This window comes from Intrasporangium sp. (assembly GCF_036566125.1).
Classification (GTDB): Bacteria; Actinomycetota; Actinomycetes; order Actinomycetales; family Dermatophilaceae; genus Intrasporangium.
The window spans coordinates 1-14,161 of the sequence record NZ_DATCWX010000244.1; the positions used below are offsets into that span (position 1 = coordinate 1).

The 14,161-nt window shown below is 69.7% G+C and carries 15 protein-coding genes; 6 read left to right on the top strand and 9 right to left on the bottom strand.

The genetic code is table 11. The annotated features are described in order from the left end of the window. The 4 genes from VIR15_RS14980 to ddaH form a co-directional block, all read left to right on the top strand. A partial coding sequence (locus VIR15_RS14980; RefSeq protein WP_331929094.1) for a class F sortase occupies positions 1 to 613 on the top strand: 613 nt, incomplete at its 5' end. Between the two features lie 23 nt (positions 614 to 636). Beyond that, on the top strand, positions 637 to 1,206 hold the full coding sequence (locus VIR15_RS14985; RefSeq protein WP_331929096.1) for an RNA polymerase sigma factor: 570 nt from the start codon (positions 637 to 639) through the stop codon (positions 1,204 to 1,206). Next, positions 1,193 to 1,912: an anti-sigma factor domain-containing protein gene (locus tag VIR15_RS14990; protein WP_331929099.1), complete on the top strand. Its 720-nt coding sequence runs from the start codon at positions 1,193 to 1,195 to the stop codon at positions 1,910 to 1,912. Before VIR15_RS14985 ends, VIR15_RS14990 begins: the two co-directional genes overlap by 14 nt. A 53-nt stretch (positions 1,913 to 1,965) precedes the next feature. Next, entirely contained in the window at positions 1,966 to 2,748 is a 783-nt protein-coding gene (ddaH, locus tag VIR15_RS14995; protein ID WP_331929102.1) for a dimethylargininase, read from the top strand. 19 nt (positions 2,749 to 2,767) lie between these two features. Here the strand turns inward: ddaH and VIR15_RS15000 are convergent, their stop codons facing one another. Then, on the bottom strand, positions 2,768 to 3,490 hold the full coding sequence (locus VIR15_RS15000; protein ID WP_331929104.1) for a sugar transferase: 723 nt from the start codon (positions 3,488 to 3,490) through the stop codon (positions 2,768 to 2,770). A 130-nt stretch (positions 3,491 to 3,620) separates the two neighbouring features. Between VIR15_RS15000 and VIR15_RS15005 the strand changes: the two genes are divergently transcribed. Continuing rightward, on the top strand, positions 3,621 to 4,628 hold the full coding sequence (locus VIR15_RS15005; protein WP_331929107.1) for a methionyl-tRNA formyltransferase: 1,008 nt from the start codon (positions 3,621 to 3,623) through the stop codon (positions 4,626 to 4,628). Next, positions 4,625 to 5,290, top strand: coding sequence for a PIG-L deacetylase family protein (locus VIR15_RS15010; protein WP_331929109.1), 666 nt, complete (start codon positions 4,625 to 4,627; stop codon positions 5,288 to 5,290). Before VIR15_RS15005 ends, VIR15_RS15010 begins: the two co-directional genes overlap by 4 nt. A 31-nt stretch (positions 5,291 to 5,321) precedes the next feature. On the opposite strand, the gene VIR15_RS15015 is transcribed toward VIR15_RS15010, so the two are convergent. From VIR15_RS15015 to VIR15_RS15050, 8 genes are all read right to left on the bottom strand, one after another. Further along, positions 5,322 to 6,371 (bottom strand): hypothetical protein, encoded by a 1,050-nt coding sequence (locus VIR15_RS15015; RefSeq protein WP_331929112.1) that lies wholly within the window; start codon positions 6,369 to 6,371, stop codon positions 5,322 to 5,324. Continuing rightward, a complete protein-coding gene (locus VIR15_RS15020; RefSeq protein ID WP_331929114.1) occupies positions 6,368 to 7,678 on the bottom strand; it encodes a lipopolysaccharide biosynthesis protein in 1,311 nt (436 codons plus the stop codon). The genes VIR15_RS15015 and VIR15_RS15020 overlap by 4 nt, the downstream gene beginning before the upstream one ends. Next, on the bottom strand, positions 7,666 to 8,805 hold the full coding sequence (locus VIR15_RS15025; RefSeq protein ID WP_331929116.1) for an O-antigen ligase family protein: 1,140 nt from the start codon (positions 8,803 to 8,805) through the stop codon (positions 7,666 to 7,668). Before VIR15_RS15025 ends, VIR15_RS15020 begins: the two co-directional genes overlap by 13 nt. 152 nt (positions 8,806 to 8,957) lie before the next feature. Beyond that, a complete protein-coding gene (locus VIR15_RS15030) occupies positions 8,958 to 10,010 on the bottom strand; it encodes an aminoglycoside phosphotransferase family protein (protein ID WP_331929119.1) in 1,053 nt (350 codons plus the stop codon). Further along, positions 10,007 to 10,423, bottom strand: a complete 417-nt coding sequence (locus tag VIR15_RS15035) for a hypothetical protein (RefSeq protein WP_331929121.1) — start codon at positions 10,421 to 10,423, stop codon at positions 10,007 to 10,009. The genes VIR15_RS15030 and VIR15_RS15035 overlap by 4 nt, the downstream gene beginning before the upstream one ends. Further along, on the bottom strand, positions 10,420 to 11,622 hold the full coding sequence (locus VIR15_RS15040; protein ID WP_331929124.1) for a glycosyltransferase: 1,203 nt from the start codon (positions 11,620 to 11,622) through the stop codon (positions 10,420 to 10,422). The genes VIR15_RS15035 and VIR15_RS15040 overlap by 4 nt, the downstream gene beginning before the upstream one ends. Continuing rightward, the gene (locus VIR15_RS15045; RefSeq protein WP_331929126.1) at positions 11,622 to 12,635 is read right to left on the bottom strand and encodes a hypothetical protein; all 1,014 of its coding nucleotides are present in this window, start codon (positions 12,633 to 12,635) and stop codon (positions 11,622 to 11,624) included. The genes VIR15_RS15040 and VIR15_RS15045 overlap by 1 nt, the downstream gene beginning before the upstream one ends. A 7-nt stretch (positions 12,636 to 12,642) precedes the next feature. Next, positions 12,643 to 14,007 (bottom strand): YveK family protein, encoded by a 1,365-nt coding sequence (locus VIR15_RS15050; RefSeq protein ID WP_331929129.1) that lies wholly within the window; start codon positions 14,005 to 14,007, stop codon positions 12,643 to 12,645. Between the last annotated feature and the right edge of the window lie 154 nt (positions 14,008 to 14,161).

Sequence of the window (14,161 nt, forward strand, 5' to 3'; positions counted from 1 at the left end):
GGGCAGCGCCGCAGCGTGGCTCACCCTTCCGTCCGAGGCGGGGCCGGAGCCGGGCGGGGTCTCCGCTCCCCTGACGGCTGCCCCACTGACTCCACCGGCCGAGCCACCCCGGAGAACCGACCCCACCGCGTCACCCTCCACCGCGTCACCCTCCACCGCGCCGACGCTGCCGGCGCCGGCCCGCTTCGAGGCCGACAGCGTGGGCATCTCCATGCTGGTGCGGCCGGTGGGCGTCGCCACGAACGGGCAGATGGCCCTGCCACCGAGTCCTGCTGTCATGGGCTGGTACGAGTACGGCCCCCGACCCGGGGACAAGGAAGGCGCAACCGTTCTCGCCGCCCACCGCGACATGCCCGACTTCGGCACAGGCCCAGCCGCGCGCCTCGAGCGGCTGCGCAGAGGAGACGTGCTGACCGTTCGTTCCGGTTCGATCGTGCGGCGGTACCGGGTCACCCAGGTCGCCCACCTCGAGAAGGAGGGGCTCGACCTCGAGGCCATCTTCGACAGGACGGGCCCGGCCCGCCTTCATGTGATCACGTGCGGCGGCCGCTTCGACCAGGCGACCCACACCTACGAGGAGAACCTCGTCGTCGTCGGAGTTCCGCTCCGATGATTTCCGCTGGATATGGTGTTGCCGTGTCCGTGCGCGACGAGGCCGGAGCCGACACTGGCGAGCTGGCCAAGGCCCTGGCCGTCGGCTCTCCCGACGCGCTGGCCGAGATCTATCGGCTCTGGTCGAGCCTGGTGCACACGATCGCGCTGCGTTCGCTCGGCGACCCGGCCGACGCGGAGGATGTCACCCAGCAGGTCTTCGTCTCTGCCTGGAACGGCCGGCGCACCTTCCGACCGGAGCACGGCAGCATCCAGGCCTGGCTCGTGGGGATCACCAGGCACCGGATCGCCGACCTGCGCACGCAGCGGTACCGCAACCACCGCAACCTGCAGGCCGTGGCCCTCGAGTCGGCGGCGACGCCTCCGGTCACCGACGACGCCGAGTGGGCCCAGCGTCTGCTCATCGTCCACGAGCTCGAGCAGATGGGCGACCCACGGGCCGCGGTGATCAAGATGGCCTTCCTCGAGGATCGGTCCCACGACGACATCGCACAGGCGCTCGGGCTTCCGCTCGGCACGGTCAAGAGCCACATTCGGCGAGGCCTGCTCCAGCTGCGAGAGAGGCTCAAGGAGGTGGACCATGTATCACCCTGATGAGGAGCAGCTCGCCGGCGCGGCACTCGGCCTCGACGAGCTGGCACCGGGCGCGCGTGAGCACCTCGAACGCTGCGACGAGTGCGCTCACACCGTGGCCGAGCTCAGGCGGACAGCCGCCCTCGTGGCGGGCAGCGCGGCAGCCCTGGGGGCTCCGGGCGCGTGGGAGAGCCCGCCGTCTCGCGTCTGGGACCGGATCGCTGCGAGGGTCGCCGACGATGTAGCGGGCGTCGTCCCGATCGGGGCGCGCAGACCCGACCAACCGATCCGTCAGCGCAGGCGCAGGTGGCCCTGGGCGGCCGGAATGGCCGCTGCCGGCTTGGTGGTTGGCCTGCTCACCGGGCGAGCCGTCTGGGACGAGGCTGCCCCGGCAATGCCGGCCGCCCAGGCGGAGCTGGACACACTGGACACGCAACAGCGCCTGGGCGAGGCCGCCCTGGTGCGCACCGGTTCCGGGGTCAAGCTCGAGGTGGCGACCACCAGCGCCCTCAGTGCCGGCGACGGCTATCTCGAGGTCTGGCTCATCAACCGTGACGGCAAGCGAATGGTGTCGATCGGGGTCCTGGACACCGAGAAGGGCCTGTTCCCCATCAGCCAGTCCCTGCTCGACCAGGGCTACGTGGTCGTGGACATATCCCGCGAATCCTTCGACGACCAGCCCGCGCACTCGGGTGACAGTCTCGTTCGCGGCACCCTTCCGGCGTAAAGCGGCTCGGCACCGCGTCCAGGGTTGCCCCGGGGGCCGCGTAGGCTCGCGTGGTGCATCGCCGCCTCGCCCTCGTCCGGCGACCATCACCCCGCCTCGCAGACGGGATCGTCACTCACGTCGAGCGGTCCCCGTCGGTCGACGCCCACCTCGCACTGCGGCAGTGGGAGGAGTACTGCGCCGCACTGGAGCGCCGGGGCTGGGAGGTCCTCGAGGCTCCTGCCGTCGACGACTGCCCCGACGGCGTCTTCGTCGAGGACCAGGTCGTAGTGTTCGGCGATGTCGCCGTGCTCTGCCGCTCGGGTGCGCCGGCGCGACGGGCCGAGCAGGCCGGCCTCCGGGAGCCGCTGGAGCAGGTCGGCTACCGATGCGTGCCGATCGAGGCCCCCGGCACCCTCGATGGCGGCGATGTCCTCAAGTGGGGCCGCGAGATCTGGGTCGGCATCGGTGGCCGCTCCAACGACGCGGGGATCGCCCAGCTGGAGCAGGCGGTGAGACGGGCACCGACGGGCTCTCGGGTCACGGTTCATCGGGTGCCGGTCACTCGGACACTGCACCTCAAGTCGGCTGTCACGGCGCTCCCGCTGGGCACGGTCATCGGGCACGAGGCAACGGTCGACGACCAGCGCCGGTGGCCCGACTTCCTGGCTGTGCCCGAGCCGGCCGGCGCCCACGTCGTCCTGCTGGGCGGCCTGTCCGTCCTCATGTCCGCGGCGGCGCCCCGGACGGCGCACCTGTTCCAGAGCCTGGGACACGACGTGACCTTGGTCGACATCTCCGAGTTCGAGAAGCTCGAGGGCTGCGTCACGTGCCTCTCGGTGCGCCTGCGTGGCTGATGGGGACGGGGTCCGGCGTTCAGTCCTCGATCAGCGCCGGCCGCCGGTGGTCTGGCTCATCTCCCGCCTCCGCCTCCACCTGCGCGAGCAATCGCTCGGCCTCGAGTTCCTCCCTCAGTCGATAGGAGTCCATCAGCCGGCCCAGCCCGAGAATCCCGAGCAGGGTGCGGGCCACCAGCTCACAACGATAAGAAAGTGAGGGCCGTCGCACGAACACGAGCTCGCGAGCAAGCTTGCGCGGCAGCAGGGTCTCGACATAGAACGACTCCGCCAGGTCGGCGTCCGGAGGCAGTGCGTCCTCCTGCTGGAAGTACCAGAGACTCCCCGGACCCACCACGCCGGGGGGAACGCGCAAGGTCTCGCGCATCCACGGTCGGTAGTGGCTTTCGACGATCGCCGGGGCCTCGGGACGCGGACCGACGAACGCCATCTCACCGCGCAGGATATTGACCAACTGGGGCACCTCGTCGAGCTTGAGTCGACGCAGGACCCGGCCCGCCGGGAAGATCCGGACGTCCTTGCCCCCAGTGATCTCCCCGAGCTGCTCGGAGCCCGTGTGCATGGTGCGTAGCTTCAGCATCGTGAAGGGACGTCCTTCCTGCCCAACCCGCTCCGCCCGAAAGAGGACGGGGCCCCGTGAGCTCCGCCGGATGGCCAGCGCGGCCACCGCCATCGCCGGCGCGGTCACGACCAAGCCCGCGAGTGCGAGACCGCGCTCCACGAGGCCGACATCCACACTCACCGGGTCGGCACCGTGAACGCCAAGGAATCCGTCTCTCGGGATCACCACTCACCCTCGTTCGTGCGTCTCCTTCCCATCGAGATTAGTGATTCAGGTCGTTGCCCGTGGGTCGAGTCCTAGGATTCACGCCATGGGCAACCACCGGGTGGTCCTCATCGGTGCGGTGCACGAAGCAATGGACGGCCTTCGCGCCATTGACGAGCATCCGGACGCGGAGCTGGGCGCGATCGTCACCCTCTCGCCGGAGGCGGCCGCCGGGGTCTCCGGCGCGATCGATCTGGCGACTGCGGCCAGGGACCGTGGCATTCGGGTGCTGTACGTCGACGACGTCAATGCGCCCGCTAGCATCTCAGCGATCCGCGACCTCGACCCGGCCCTGATCGCCGTGATCGGATGGACGAGACTCATCGGTGCCGAGCTGCTGGCCGTCCCACGGCACGGGTGCATCGGCTTCCACGCCTCCCTGCTCCCTCGCAACCGGGGACGAGCGCCCGTGAACTGGGCGATTCTGCGTGGGGAGACCTGCACAGGCAACACGATGATGCTCTTGGACCCAGGTGTGGACACCGGGGGGATCGTGGACCAGCGCTCCACACCGATCTACCTCGATGACACGTGCGCGACGGTCTACGAGCGCGTTGCCGCCCTCGGGGCGACGATGCTGCGCGACAATCTCGCCGCCCTGCTGGAGGGCCGGGCCACCTCGCGCCGCCAGGACGAGCAGGGCGCCAGCCTGCTCCCCAAACGCACGCCGGCGATGGGCGTCACCGACTGGACCCGCACGCCGACCGAGGTCCACAACTGGATCCGGGCACAGACCGCCCCCTATCCCGGGGCCTTCACCCACCACGAGGGTGAGCAAGTCATGCTCTGGAGCAGCCTGCCCCCACTCCGTCATCACGCCGCCGGGACGCCTGGAAAGGTGCTGGAGGTCGACGCCACGGGTGTCCGCGTCGCTGCGGGCCCGGGCAGTCTCGTCGTGACGGAGATGGGGCAGGCTGGCGCGCACCCGATGCCAGCCACGGAGTTCGCTGCCGTCGCTGGACTGGGGCCCGGAACGCAGTTCACCGCCCCCGACGAGGAGACCTCGGCCTGGGCACTCGGTCATCGCCCCCGACCGCTGGGAGCCGGCCTGTGAGCACCGTCCTCGTCATCGCGGCGCACCCCGATGACGAGATCCTCGGCGCCGGAGCGACTTTCGCCAAACACGTCGACGCGGGCGACGATGTGCACGCGGTGGTCCTGTCCGAAGGAGCAACGGCTCGGTACGAGGACACCATGACGTCCACCCTGCGTGACTGCGCCGAGCGCAGTGCCGCCGTGATCGGCTTCAGCAGCATCGAGTTCCTGTCGATGCCGGATCAGCGGCTGGATGCGCTACCGCTGTTGGAGGTCACGCAGTCAGTCGAGTCGATCGTCGCGGGTCTCGGGGCGCAGATCATCTACACGCACAACCCCTCGGACGTGAACTCCGACCATGGAGTCGTCGCCCGAGCCACCTGGACGGCCTGCCGCCCGTACGCGGCGCCGTCGGTGCGCCGGCTACTAGCCTTCGACACGCCATCCTCAACAGAATGGGCCTGGCCCATGACGGGATCGGCTTTCCAACCAGCGTGGTTCGTCGACGTGGGCGCCACGCTCCAGCGCAAGCTTGACGCCATGGCCTGCTACGAGCCGGAGCTGCGCGACTACCCTCACCCACGGTCGCTACGGGCGTTGGCCGAGCGGGCCGCCTACTGGGGCAGCGTCGTTGGCGGCACGGCGGTCGAGCCCTTCGTCGTGTTGCGCAACCACGCCTGACAGGCACCGACTGCCAGCCGATCGTTGGAGCTCAGCCAGTCCCCGAAGTGACGAACACCGTGCCGAAGATCGAGGTTGCGGCCCGGACGTCGGCCTCCAACCCTTTTTGCAGGGACGACGGCGTCATGTGCGTCCACAGGCTCGCGCCACGCTCTCGGCGAGCGCGCAACGCAGTGACGAGCGCGTTGTCGACCAATCCCGGATCGGTCAGCTGACGCGTCGTGCCCCGGTAGGGCTGGCTCCACGTCCACACGTCGACGGCCTTTGCGCCGTTGGCGAGGGGAATGTCGACGAACGTGTGCACATCGGCCTCTGCTGTCGCTGCAGGCTTGTCGTAGGCACCATCGTGCGCGAGCGCCTTGCGTGCCTGCAACGTGACGCGGTCACCCCACCGACGAGAAGCCTCCGCCCAGATCGCGGTCATGGCCGCGTCCCGGGTTGTCCCCCAGGCGGCATACTCTGCGTCGTCACGCAGGCCGGCGCTGAGGTCGAGCACGTCGATCCCGCCATCTCGCACATAACCGTCGACGGCTGCGATCGTCGCCGCCGGGTTCTTCGCAGCCTCAGCCTCGGCGCAGCGCCGCATCCTGCTGCGCGCCTCCGGCGTCGCGGTGGCCCAGCCCGCTGCTCCCGGGGTCCCCGGAGAGGCCGACTCCTGCCATGCCAGGCAGCCCAGCTGCGGAACGACGACATCGATGAGCACCCTCCGATCCGGAACACGGTCGTGCATCGCAGCTGTCATGCTCCGGAGGGCATCTTGGGCATCGGAGGCCCCCAGCCCGTCCCCGTAGCCGAACTCGTCCGCGATCTTGACTCCCCCGATGCCCGATCGAGCGACGAATGCCGCCACGACGCCCACCACGGAATCAAAGCGCTCCGGACCAGCACGCCATGCCTTGACCAGGTCGGCCTCGACCCACGCCTGGGCGCCTTGTGCCAGGACCGCGTCGGCCAACGCCACGTACTGCTCACGTGGCTTGCCGGCTGCATGGGTTGGCTCGATCGCGTTCCCGGTGCCAGAGCAGGCGCCCATTGCAGCGGCCAGCACGAACGTGACGAGGATGGTCGTCAGCCGCCTCAAGGTTCCTCCCCCGTGTTCGGCCGCCACAAGGTCGATCGCACGGACGCGATGAGCATGGAATCGGTCATGAGGTAGGCCGCCGCGCTCGCCCATGCGGCGCCCAGGGCACCGTGGGCCGGGATGAGGATGACGTCGAGAACCACCGTCACGACGAGCCCGGCACCGAGAATGGCCGAGTTGAGCCCTGGTCGGCCTGCGCCCATGAGGAAGCCCGTCGCGACCCCGGCGACGGGTTGGAGAACCAGCCCGAGGGCGAGCACCGCTGTCGGCCAGCCGGCATCCACGAACTCCGGCCCGTAGAGAACGGGCAGCACCACGAAGGCCGACGCGGCCAGGCCCAGGGCGGTGACGACGCCAAGCACGAGCAGCTTGGGGAGCCATCGTTGAGCCTGCTTGAGCATGATGGCGGCCCCCTCGCGCGCCACTCGCGGATAGATGACCCACGACAGGGCGAGGGCCGGCAGCCTGAGGAGCTCGGCAAACTTCGAGGCCACGACGTAGACACCGACTGGCGCGGGACCGGCAAACAGGCCCAGCACGATGACGTCCAGACGCAGGTTGAGCAGCATGACGAGCCCCCCGACCTGGCTACGGGCGCCGAATCGAACCATGTCCGTGGCGAGTTCCCGGTCCGGGCGGCCAAGCAATCGCGCACCGCCGGCGGACGCCCGCCGGGCAATGCGGAGCCAGGCCCACACCGCAACGACCACGTCGGCGAGCAGCAGGGCAACCACCAGAAGCCAGCCACCACGCAGACCGACGGCCCAGGCGAGCCACCACGCCGGGATGAAGGCCGCCTCCTCAGCGGCCGTCGCGAGATTCGCTCCGCGAGAGTCCCCCATTGCCTGAAGGGCGGACTTGCCCACGGCCACAGGCAGCTGTGTGGCGACCGTGGCGCCCACGGCGAGGACGACTTGAGGAGTCGTCGTGGACATGAGGTGCTGATGGATCGTCGGCGTCAGCACCGCCCAGACCGCCGTGCCGAGGAGCGCCCCGACCACCATGACCAGGCCGATCGTCGGCCACAGTCGAGCGTTTCCGGCATGGGGCCCGGCCACGAAGTAGCCCGTCGCACTGGGGAGGCCGGAGGCGGCGAGGACCCCGACGAGGCCCGGCATGACCCGCATCAGCGCCAGGAGCCCGACGTCCTCGGCGCCTCCCGTGCGCGCCACGATCACCGTCACCGCTGCGATCGACGCGAGTGCCACGAGACGAGCCGCAACATTGCCCATCACGGAACGACCCGGCAGCTTGGCGATCTGTCGAACCATGAGCCGCGGACGACCGACCCGGGTCAGGGCGCCCATGGGCCCCTCCTCGCTGGCGGTGCACCAGCGGGATCGATCCCGGCCACGATGCCCAGGAAGGCCCATAGATGCCGGAAGTGGAGCACCTCGTAGAAGACCGCTGAGATGGCGAAGGCACACCCGAGCCCGACGAGGAACTCGGGGCGGGGCACGAGTGCGACGATCGCAGGATCCCGGGGCCACTGGGAGACCCGAGCGAGTCGGGTGCCGATCCCCCAGATGAGCAGCATCAGGCCCAGACCACCGAGCAGGCCACGCTCCACGAGCGTGGCGATGTAGTCGTTGTGGGCCTCTTTGACGTAGGGCGCTGCAGCGTCGTGCAGTGTTGCCTTGGTCCGGCCTGGCCCCACTCCCACGACGTTACCGTCCAGGTAGAGCTTGATTCCCTGAGACACGAGGACCTCTCGTGACTCGGTCGACTCGCCGGAACGGCCGAGGGAGTCGCGAAGGATGTCCGCGCTATCGCTCGCCTTCTGCTGCACACTCGCCAGGTCGACGAGGGGAGCCGCGACAATCCCGATGGTCCCGCCAAGGGCGACGACGGCCACGGCCGCGGCGACGCCGAACCGCCTGCGGAGTCGAAGCACAGACCCGACCCCGACCAGCACGATCAGCCCCACGGCCGCCCCATTGGAACCGGTGAAGAGCAAGGCCAGCAGGATCAGGGCCACCCCTGCCCAGCGGGCCGCTCGCCGGCGGATCACAGAGGTCGCGAGCAGGAACGCCAGACAGCAGAGGAGGTAGTTCCCCGCCACGTTGGGATCGTCGAAGGTCAACGACGCCCGGGTGCCGTTGCGCACGGAGACACCGGCGAGCCAGTTGATACCCGCGATCCTGCCGAAGCAGAGCAAGCCCGCCCAAGCGAGACCAGACCAGACCCACGTCCGCAGCACGAGGCGGAGCAAGTCGGGCCGCCGGCGTATCGCGTTTGTCAGCGCAGCGCACCAGAGCAGGGCGAAGCCGTCCTGGACCACGGCGAGGCTCGCGGACTCCACCCCGGTCAGCAGGGACGCGAGCAGCCCCGCGAGCATGAGCAGGCCGGTGGGAACGACGTAGGGGACTGCGACCCGGTAGTGCTCGCGCTGCAGCCACACCATGGTGACGATCACGGCTACGGTGATCGTCACGTCAGCAGGGGCCGTGTTGCCCGGCCCATGCGGAATGAGAAGGGGCATCGTCACTATCGCGAGCCCAAGCGCGGGCCCGACGGCACGCCCTCTCCGATCCCGGCTGGCGTCGAGGTCGCGGCCGGCACCTTGCCCCTGGCGCGAGCGGAGAGTCAGGTCCATGGCCCGAGCTCCGCCGCCAGGTCGAGGTGACGGCGAGCGAACTCTGCGTGGTCGCTCGTCGCGGCGATCTCGACGAGGCCGAGGACGAGTGCATCTCGCCACAGGCCTCGGGAACGACCCGTCGCCACCAGTCCATCGCCCACGAAGTCAGCAACCAGCGAGGGGAACCAGGTGTCGCCGAGCACGGCGTAGCGAATCGGGTCGCCCCACCTGCCCGCAACCAATGCCCGATGGCCGGTCACCCGTGCACCTACAGGCGTGTGCCGATCGAGGTACAGCGCGTAGCTCAGTGCGAAACGCACTCGGTCGCGCAGCGGGTCGCCCCAGCCCGCATGCTCCCAGTCCACGACTCCGGACACGCGATCCGCGGCACGAAGCACATTCCCACACCAGAAGTCACCGTGAACCACTCCGCTGCGGTCTACCCGCAACATCCGGCCGCGTCCCTCGGCCCACTCGGTCACCTCGGCCGCCAGCGGGTCCCCGGGCCAGCGACGACTGATCCGGTCGGGCAGCTCGAGTACGCCGTCGGTGGAGCTCCCGGTTGGCCAAGCCGAACCGGACTGGTCCGGAGTCACGAGCGCGGACAGTTGCCGCAGCCAGGTCGCCGCAACGGCGAAGTCGGCCCCGACGAGTGCGGGTGATGCCGTGTGGTGCCACCGGTGGTAAGGGATGGACATCGGCTGTCCGGCACACGCCGTCGTGACGAGGACGGCCCGGCCGTCCACCGACCGCGTGTCGACCAGCCGCGGAACAGTGTGCCCGACAAGGGCGGGGTCGAGGGTGGCCAGCCGGTGCAGCGCCACCGCCTCTCGGCGAACCGATGCAGACGCACCTTCCGTGCGGGCCACCTTGACGACGAGGCTGGGATGGCGATCTGCCCCGACGAATGCCAGCACCGTGGCCTTCGGGTTCTCGTCCTTCGACATGGAGACCACGACGAGGCGGCAGTCGGCCGGCCCGACGATGTCACGAAGGAGGACGTGGAGCTGGTCCGCCAGTGCGGTGCCGGGACGTCGTGGCGGCGCCACGGCGCCGCTCACCGCCGCACTCCCACGAGGAGGCTCCCCGGCGCGAGCAGACCCAGCCAACGAACTAGCACGGGCCTCGCGCACACAGTCAAGGCCAGGTCGACGAGCCGCGACCCGCGGGACAGGCCCGGAGGAACGGTGGCGAGGTTGTGCACGAACCAGGCGAGCACGTCAGGGTGGGCATCGACGACGAAAGAGGCGTGCCCCCACGTCGGCAGCACCAAATACTCCGATTCGACGACGAGGCCGAGCCGGGCAGCCCTCCTGCGCAGTCGCAACCGGCTGCCCGTCCAGGTGCCCGCCAGCACGACTCGGGAGCCGCTCTCGATCGCGGCGGCGCCAGGCGATCGCGGTCGACGAATCGGCCCCGCAATGACCGCGTTCTCGGGCAGCACCACCTCGACGGCAGCAGGCACCGACCTCATGACCAGAGCCTCGTCAGGGCAATCGATGGCGACAACTCAGGTGGCGAAGCCGAGCGGACGGAAGCGCCGGACCGGCCCCGGCTGTACACCTGGTCCAGCACCTCGCCGAGCGTCGCCGGGTCGTAGCGGGAACCCAGGAGAGCTCTGGCCGAGGCCGCCCAGCGGCTGGCCTCGCCAGGGTGATCGAGCGCGTAGTCGATGGCGCTGGCGAGCAGATCGGGTCGCTCGGGGGGAACCAGCAACCCGGTCTCCCCTGGGATCACGACGTCTGGGACCGCATTGACCGCGGTGGCGACGACCGGGATGCCACACTGCTGAGCCTCGACGATGACGCAGGGCAGGCCCTCATACCGGCTCGCCATGGCGAAGACGTCGAAGGCAGGCAGGATCCGCGGCACGTCCTGCCGGTTGCCGAGGAGCCGCACCCGGTCATCGAGCCCCAGCCTCTCGATGGTCTGTGCCGCGAATTCCGCAAGCTCGCCGTGTCCGGCCCACACCAGGACGGCCCGATCGTTGTGCAGCCGTGCGATCGCGTCAAGGAGCACCTCAGGTGCCTTCTGGAAGTCGAGCCTTCCGACCGTTCCGACCACCTTGGCCAAAGGCGGCAGGCCAAGCAGCGACCTCGCTCGAGCGCGAGTCTCGGGTGTGAGCGGCACGGTCGGTGGGTCCACTGCGGGACCGATCGTGTGGATCTGTTCTGGCCTGGCCAGGCCCCGCCGGATCGCCTCGACGGCGACTCCCGTGCCGACAGCGAGGTAGGCGTCGGTGATCTTCGAGAGCCGGCGCTCGATCTCGACGTAGGCCAGGTGTGACAGCCGGCCCTGGAAGTCATGGAAGGGGAAGCCGTGCAGCGTGTGCACCACGAGCCCAGCGCCTGCTCGGCGTGCGGCAACACGCCCAAGTGCGCCCGCCTTGGCGCTGTGGGTGTGGACGATCTCGACGTGTCGTTCCCGCAGCACGCGGACGAGCCGCAGCAGCGCACGAGCATCCGCCCGTAGGCTGATGGGCGAGATGAGCTCTGGCACATGGACCACGTCGATCCCGTGGCGTCGTGCCTCGTCGAGTAGTGGCCCTTCGGCCGTGCCGGTCACGATGACGCTGTGGTAGCGCGCCGGATCGAGCGAGACCGCGCCACGGACCACCACCCCGCCCGCGCCGGCGATGCACCGTGTCACGACATGTGCCACCTGACGAGCCATCAGACACCACTTCCGAGAGCTGACCGTGATGGAGAGGCGCCGTTGTCCACTCCGCGGTGCGGTAGTTGCCTCACGATTTCCTCGAACGTGGCTCCCGGGGTCGCGGGGAGGACCACCTCCGAGCACTGGGCCCGATGGGCCAGTTCGCGCGCCGCCTGCTCGACAGGGGGGTGCGCGGGTCCGAGTCCCGTGCCGAGTGCCAAGGTGGCCGCGAAGGCCCAGTAGCGGCGCAGCTCCCCCGCGGCATACGTCCCTCCCGTCAGCTCGCGCGCCGCTGTATCCGGACTGATCCCCTGCACCGTGGCCCGGCGCTCGGTGCCGCGGCGCAGCACCACCAGGTGCTGCGCCTCCAGCGACTCGAGCCGCGATGACCACCGTGATTCGCGTCGGCCGTGCGGCATGCGACGGCCGCGACCGGAAGCCCCTCTCGCGGGCTCGAGCAGGCCGTGCACGACTCCGTCGCCCACCGCGCAGAGATTGTCGCTGACGGGGAGGTCGCCCGTACCGTCGAGCGTCGACAGCAGGGTGGACTTCCCGACCCCACCTGGCCCAGCGACCACGATGCCCTGGCCTGCCACCCGGGCTGCCGAGACGTGCATGGGAACGAGTCCTCGCACACCGGCCCACCAGAGGGCCGGGTACTGCAACAGGGCAGCCCGATGCAGCAGGACCCGTCGATCGGGGGCCACCACACCCAAACCGCGGTGGCGCCATGAGGGGCTGGGCCAGGCGGTCACGTCGAGGACGTCACCGTTCGCATCCACCGCGAGATCCAGCCCGCTGCCACATGCGTCAGCCAGGATTACGGTTGGGCCCGAGAGCCACGCACCGCGCGTCAGGGGCTGGAGTGGCTGGAGGTCCGGACGGCCTCTCTCGCAAACCGTGACGTGGACGTCCGTCGTGCCGGTGTCGGCCTCCTGCCCGGCGCAGGACTCCCGCACCAGCGCGGACCACCTCGATGACGAGCTGTCGAAGCGGACCACGAGACCGACCGATCGAAACGCGATGCCCATCTCCGGCTCAGCCCCCTGGCCTCGGTGCGGGCCCCTGCGTCGGCATCGTCGTGCTCTGCGCCATGTCCTCGCCCTCGGCGGAGTCCTCCGAGGGGAGATCCTGCTGCGGAGCGTCTGTCAACGGGCCCCGGTCCGGGTTGCTGGGTGGACTCTCATCCGCCCGGGAGCGATGGCCCGAGGCGAGTCGAGGCCCTTTGCTGGGCGCGTAGGTGACGAGTCCGATCAAGGGCCACCCGAGCGACGTGATCAGGCGCATGATCGGCCTCAGCTCCTTGACCCGGATCCGATGCGGCGTGAGCACGACCGCGGCGGGATGCTCGGTCGGTTCGACCCACCCGTCGTCGAGCACGGCACACCTGAGGCGATGCTCGGTCCCAGGGCGACCCGGGCCCAGGCTTTCAGCGATGAGTCGGCAGAAGATGTCGTCCGTCTCGCGGACCGGCCCGAGGAAGGCGCGCTCGGCTTTGTGCCGGTGACCGAGCAGGGCGATCCGATCGGCGATCTCGGAGATCGCCTCGACGGACGGAAGAGACGCGAGGTCGCGGTCCGGGATGTCGCCGACGTGTGTCGTTCCCAGCGCCTCGGCGATCGCGCCGGGGCTGCCGAGAGTCGGCCTGAACGTTTCGAGGGTCGCAGCAGCACCTAGTCCCAGAAGGGTGCCGATGAGCATCGCGAGGACCGTCCGCTGCGCCACGTCGCTCGGCACCGGGACCGTTGGGGTCCGCACTGGATCGAGCAGGACTGCCGTGGCGTCCGTGATGGCCGCGAGGTCGAGTTCCGACAGCTGCCGCTGGTACTCCGTCTGGGACGCGATCATGCCGCTCAGCTGCGCCTGCAGGACCAGCACGTCCCCCGGCGATGCGCTCTTCAGCTGGCCGATGAGCTTCACGCGCTGCTCGTTGACGGCGCTGATCTGCTTCTGCAGCTCGGCCTTGCGGCCCTGGGCCTGCTGCCGGTCACCGAGGTTCGAGAACTGGATTACGTCGTGGGTGATCGACTTGGCCATGATGGCAGCTCGCTGCGCTGAGGTGTCAGTCACAGAGATCTCCACGACGGGCGACACGCCCACCCGCTCGACCTGGATGTGCCCGCGCGCAAAGACCGCGGGATTCTGCCGCAAGCCGGCTTTGTCCAAGGCGACCTGGACCACGCCCTGGCTGGTCGCGATGCCCAGTGCGCGCTGGCTCATCGCGTCCGCCTCCACCGCGGAGTTGGCCAGTTGACGGCCCAGCTGGACACGGCCGACCGCTTGGTACAGGTCGGCTGATCGGCTGCTGAGGACCAAGGTCAGCACGGTCGGCAGGGCGATGAAGACCGCGATCAGGACCCAGTGCTGACGCACGACGCGGTGAACCGCCTCGTCGATCGTCATGTGTGCACACCTCCTCGTGTCGTCATGGTGACGTCGCTTCAACCACGCTAGGAACGGACTCGTTCTCCGACATCCCGCTGCCGGGGGACGGCCACGTACGTCGAATGCACGACCCCCCATGTGGCTCACATTGGGGGCCGACGCTGGGGCTCGC

What these genes read in the sequence shown, in the direction of transcription:
- VIR15_RS15045 (WP_331929126.1), bottom strand. Translation starts at nt 12,635, where the DNA reads ATGGGCATCGCGTTTCGATCGGTCGGTCTCGTGGTCCGCTTCGACAGC.
- VIR15_RS15020 (WP_331929114.1), bottom strand. Translation starts at nt 7,678, where the DNA reads ATGGGCGCCCTGACCCGGGTCGGTCGTCCGCGGCTCATGGTTCGACAG.
- VIR15_RS14990 (WP_331929099.1), top strand. Translation starts at nt 1,193, where the DNA reads ATGTATCACCCTGATGAGGAGCAGCTCGCCGGCGCGGCACTCGGCCTC.
- VIR15_RS15035 (WP_331929121.1), bottom strand. Translation starts at nt 10,423, where the DNA reads ATGAGGTCGGTGCCTGCTGCCGTCGAGGTGGTGCTGCCCGAGAACGCG.
- VIR15_RS15005 (WP_331929107.1), top strand. Translation starts at nt 3,621, where the DNA reads ATGGGCAACCACCGGGTGGTCCTCATCGGTGCGGTGCACGAAGCAATG.
- VIR15_RS15050 (WP_331929129.1), bottom strand. Translation starts at nt 14,007, where the DNA reads ATGACGATCGACGAGGCGGTTCACCGCGTCGTGCGTCAGCACTGGGTC.
- VIR15_RS15040 (WP_331929124.1), bottom strand. Translation starts at nt 11,622, where the DNA reads ATGGCTCGTCAGGTGGCACATGTCGTGACACGGTGCATCGCCGGCGCG.